The organism is Vibrio genomosp. F10 str. 9ZD137 (assembly GCF_049974785.1).
Lineage (GTDB): Bacteria > Pseudomonadota > Gammaproteobacteria > Enterobacterales > Vibrionaceae > Vibrio.
On sequence record NZ_JBNGCJ010000287.1, the window covers coordinates 1 to 4,717 of the forward strand.

The window sequence follows — 4,717 nt, forward strand, 5'->3', positions numbered from 1 at the left end:
TTGGTCGCCGACAATATTTTGCAGCAGTGGAAGTACGACATGGCCGCCGCCAAATACCAAGCTCCCCGCTTGGAAAAAGTCACCAAATAGAGCAATACTCTGGATCGTACCGAACAAGTAAGGCGTAACAAAAGGCATTGCAAGGAATACAACAAACAGGGCCAACGGCCAGATTGATGGCTTGAATGGCGACGAAGCATCCAAGTTCGGTCTTGCTAAGTACTTCACCCCAATGAATGCCGATATTAATAACACTAGAATTTGGGTTGAAATATTGGGCATAACCAAGAGCGCGACGGCTGTTGCTATACAGAGTGCGACGGTTAACGTCTGCTGGCAAAAGTTTTTATACATTCCCCAAGCCGCGTCCGCGACAACCACAACGGCAAGCAGCTTCAGACCATGAATGACATGTTGAAATAAGGAATGTTCAGTCAATTGACTACTCAGAGTCGCGAGCGCAAGCATCATAAAGATAGAAGGCAAAGTGAATCCCAAAAAGGCCATGCATGCGCCGCCTATTCCTCCTCGTTTATAGCCGATAGCAAACCCAACTTGGCTAGAGCCAGGGCCTGGTAAAAACTGGCTAAGCGCGACGATTTGTGCGTATTCTTGATCGTCTAACCATTTTCGTTTTTCCACAAATGCATTACGAAAATAGCCAATGTGAGCTGCGGGGCCACCAAAACTTATCCAACCTAGAGCAAAGAAGATTTTAAAAATAGATAACATCATTTATCTCGACATGATTTGTTGACTAAATAGATTCTGCAACACTGTATTGAATGTACTAAAATGATTCAAATTAATAGTTTTAATCATAATCATGAACAATATGGGATAGGTGGGCTAGTGAGTGAAATAAACTGGAAAAACATCGATTTAAATTTATTGGTCACCTTTTCACAGTTGTATCAGTACCGCAGTGTCAGCCTAGCAGCCGAAAAGAGCTTTGTCAGTCAGTCTGCGATGAGCCATAGTCTGTCACGCTTGAGGGGCCTTTTTGACGACAGACTATTTGAACGAAAAGGGCACAAAATGGAACCCACGGAGTATGCTCATCATGTTGCTCCTGTTATTTCTCGACTGCTGGGCTCGATTTCATCGGAGCTTTTGGCCAAAGAGCGATTTGACCCTGAAAAATATGGCGGAGTGTGCAGCATAGGGTTAACCGACTACGCTGAGTTTATTTATGCGCCCGTCCTTTATGATGCGATTCGCCATAGTGCGCCTAAAGCACAGGTCAGTTTTATCAATGTAAATAGAAACAATTACATCAAAGTTGTAGAGCAAGAAAAACTGGATGCGGTGATTGGCAGTGTGATTCAAGTTGATGAGCAATTCGAATCGCAAAAGCTCTATACTGAAAAGCACGTGTGTTTGTATGATCCGCTTCAGGTTGATGTAGCAGGCAAACTATCGGTCGACGCGTTTTCACATATTGATCATGCACTTGTTAGCCCAGATGGTGTGCTTTCAACACAGGTGGATAAACGACTTGAAGCCCTGGGGTACAATCGCCAAGTGACTGTTGCATCACGCAATTTCCTTACCATCCGCAGTTTACTTAAAGGTCGTCGTTTGGTCGCTATTGTGCCTGAGCTTATGGCAAAAACAGATGCGTTTAATGACCATTTAACGACGACACCACCGCCCATTGAGGTGCCAGATTTTGACATATCGTTACTGTGGAGGGTGAGCAAGCAGAAAGACGATAAAAACCTCTGGTTACGCACCCTTATTTGTCAGGTTGTAAAGGCACATAACATGATTTAGTCAGCGCGTACTGCATGGCATAGCTTCAGTTAATCATTTGGTCGCCGAGGAAGTAAGCACTGATAACCAAGCCATAATTGAGTTTTGAGTTCTGTTGCTTGCTGTATTTGCGGGTAAATATCGACGCGTTGTTTCACTTTGTTTGTAATGAAAAAAATACACAATACAGATAAGCTAATGATCACGGCATGCTGATAGAGAGTTGCGTGGTGTATATTCTTAGGCGTTGGCTTCATACTCGCCCAGTACATTGCTATGCTAAAGGCCCCAAGCAGTTGGCTGATAGGAGAATCCAACACGCCAGAGAAAAGGCTATAACTCAATCCTATCATTAGGCTAAGGCCTGTTACCCTAACCATTTGATTTTTCGTTTTAACGACAGAACGAAAACCATAAATTAATAAAGTAAGATAGGCGAAAAGAGGGATTAGCCCCCAACTTATGTGGCTCCAATTTGATCCACTGGAAGGCTGAGAAAAACTTTCCTTTAAACAAATAAATGAATCACCACCCAATCCCCAAAAGCTAGTACGTGAGAACGCTTCTAGCCACAGTGTAATCTGCCCAGAAGATTCTGTTTTTATCGTACTCCATGTAAATGCGTTGCCATACAATACCCACTCTGGCACGGGTGAGAGTAAGAGAAATTGAAATACGGCCCCAAAAATAATGGATTGGATTAAGAGCAGGGTGATCTCTTTACGCCAATTTCCCTCTAGCCAAGCCCATAGTAAAATAGCGATAACGCCAACGGTCGCAATACCTTGAGCATCGGTCGCTAAAATGGTGGTGACATTAAGCGCACACAGGATTTGCATCGCGTAGTGGTAATGTTGCTTACGTGTACAAATGATGGTTAGGTAGAAAATAGGAATTAATACCCATATTTGCACTTGATTGATAAATCGCGGGTTTAAAATGGAATGAATCGAATCAGGAAGTTGGTAGTAAGCTCTAAACCAAAATACTGAAGTGATGGATAAGAATAAGAAAAAAGAAATCCAAGAAAAGTATTGATACACCAAAACGCGATGCTGTCGCAGTATGGGAACCAAACACGTTGCGACAATAGCCAAGCCTAATACATAAAAGAAATTCTCTTGCGCACTCCAAACATAGACTCGTTGCCAATTTGCAATGGCCGCAAAGGTAAATAGGCTCATGACGAGCATCGTACACAGTGGGGTGACGATGCTGAAAGTAGACCAGAAAGAGAGTCGATGATTTTTAAATAAAGTCAGACCAAGACAAAAGACAATAATCACAGCACAAACAAAGAGTCGCTTCGAATCATACAGCCAAAGGGATGCCCCGCGAGTCATCACGGTATTAAAGCTAAAAAATAGACAACCGATAAAAATACCAGAAAGCAGTATTCTATTGGGTAACTGTGCTTGTTTCATACACCCTTAATAAGCATTGCTTGTTATAAAAGTGTAGACCAAACTTAACGGACTTATTTTAGATAATGTGGGTCAGTAGTGCGTCGATGGTTTGGTGATGTTCAGGTTTAACACCCGCTAGATTGCCATATTTAGGGGCATGTCGATCATTTTCAATTGGGAAATGCCAACCAATGGTATGGTCAATAAAATTCTTAGCAAAAGTGTCGGAGATCTCTAAACATCCCGCTAATACCGTATCGACATAGGTCAGCATAATCGGGCTTAATGAGCAGGGTGGCTCTGGTTTGTCTTTCACGTAGACCCAAATAACGGAATCGTCTTCGAGTTGCACGTCGTTTGAAGAGAGAGTGATCACGTCTACTTGCTTTGGATTGATCTGAATGCGATGGTAACCTCGTTCTCGGCGATCAAAATCAGCCAATGCGATGTCATCAATTTTTAGCAAGACTCCGTTCACTTTCCCTTCACCTTCATTGACAACAAGGGGAGATAAAATATAACTGTCGTCAATTTTCCCCCAATACCTAACCAATCCATTCACATTAACAGGGATGGTTTTCCCTGTTTGTCCGGTTAACTTTCTTGAGGCTGAGTTCATTAAGCTACCATAGCCAAAAATGTACATTGATTCTCTCCTTCGTTATACATTGATGTTGCTCATTCGACGCTATCACGTCTTATTCTAAATGACGAATTTCCACGAGGTCAAAAATGATTGATGGAGTCACAATGACATAAAATCAACGTGTCACTATGACTCTTTTTATTCTTGGTCTGTTACTTACCCTGTTGAATGATAAAGCATCTAAGATTGGCTCGATAAATGCTATCTATTTATCACTATCATTATTCACACCGTTTACTTTGTCAGTCGCAAAGTTGTTTAGGAGTTGATTTGCTCAATATTACCGATAAAAAAGTAGAAGAAGCGATACCTGCTTATTTGCGTTTAGGTTTTCGTCCGTTTTTTTTGCTGGGAAGTGTGTACGCTGTCATTGCAATCGCAGTTTGGGTTTGGATGCTTCAAACTGGCCAACCGCAAGCGCTGAGGGTTCCCTCTCTTTGGTGGCATGTGCATGAAATGTTGTTTGGTTTTGCTATGGCAATTGTGGTGGGTTTTGTACTGACTGCCGTGCAAAACTGGACGGGAATAAATGGCACTAAACACCATCGCTTAGCGATATTAGTGCTGCTCTGGTTATTACCAAGAGTGTTGTTTTGGACACCTGCTCCTCTTTGGTTGGTGTCTAGCATTGAAGCTCTGTTTCTAGCGTTTGCAGCCTTTGAAATTGCTACTCGGGTTGTTAAAGCGAAAGGGTGGCGCAACCTATTCTTCGTACCATTGTTTATTCTTGCTATTGCCGCCAATTTCGCGAGCTATGCGACGATCAAGGGATTACCACCGTTCCCATCGTCTGCGGTTTGGCAAGCGATGTTGTGGTGGTTTGCCATACTGTTGTCTGTGATGGGAGGACGGGTCATCCCATTTTTTACCGCGAGACGCTTCAATTTTGGAAAATCACAGCCACTTGCTT

Annotated in this window: 5 protein-coding genes; 2 read left to right on the forward strand and 3 right to left on the reverse strand. The window is 42.7% G+C overall.

The window, feature by feature from the left end; translation table 11 throughout:
* A partial coding sequence (gene chrA, locus ACP45E_RS05015; RefSeq protein WP_141707231.1) for a chromate efflux transporter occupies nt 1–732 on the reverse strand: 732 nt, incomplete at its 3' end.
* A 120-nt stretch (nt 733–852) separates the two neighbouring features.
* Between chrA and ACP45E_RS05020 the strand changes: the two genes are divergently transcribed.
* Nucleotides 853–1,776 carry a LysR family transcriptional regulator gene (locus tag ACP45E_RS05020; protein ID WP_026026696.1) on the forward strand — a complete coding sequence of 308 codons (924 nt, stop codon included), beginning with the start codon at nt 853–855 and terminating at the stop codon, nt 1,774–1,776.
* A 29-nt stretch (nt 1,777–1,805) separates the two neighbouring features.
* On the opposite strand, the gene ACP45E_RS05025 is transcribed toward ACP45E_RS05020, so the two are convergent.
* Both ACP45E_RS05025 and ACP45E_RS05030 read right to left on the reverse strand, forming a co-directional pair.
* The gene (locus ACP45E_RS05025) at nt 1,806–3,179 is read right to left on the reverse strand and encodes a hypothetical protein (protein WP_017038525.1); all 1,374 of its coding nucleotides are present in this window, start codon (nt 3,177–3,179) and stop codon (nt 1,806–1,808) included.
* A gap of 58 nt (nt 3,180–3,237) precedes the next feature.
* Nucleotides 3,238–3,807, reverse strand: a complete 570-nt coding sequence (locus ACP45E_RS05030) for a gamma-glutamylcyclotransferase family protein (protein WP_017035756.1) — start codon at nt 3,805–3,807, stop codon at nt 3,238–3,240.
* Between the two features lie 270 nt (nt 3,808–4,077).
* On the opposite strand from ACP45E_RS05030, the gene ACP45E_RS05035 reads away from it, so the two are divergent.
* A partial coding sequence (locus ACP45E_RS05035) for an NnrS family protein (protein ID WP_198927690.1) occupies nt 4,078–4,717 on the forward strand: 640 nt, incomplete at its 3' end.

What these genes read in the sequence shown, in the direction of transcription:
- ACP45E_RS05025 (WP_017038525.1), bottom strand. Translation starts at nt 3,179, where the DNA reads ATGAAACAAGCACAGTTACCCAATAGAATACTGCTTTCTGGTATTTTT.
- ACP45E_RS05030 (WP_017035756.1), bottom strand. Translation starts at nt 3,807, where the DNA reads ATGTACATTTTTGGCTATGGTAGCTTAATGAACTCAGCCTCAAGAAAG.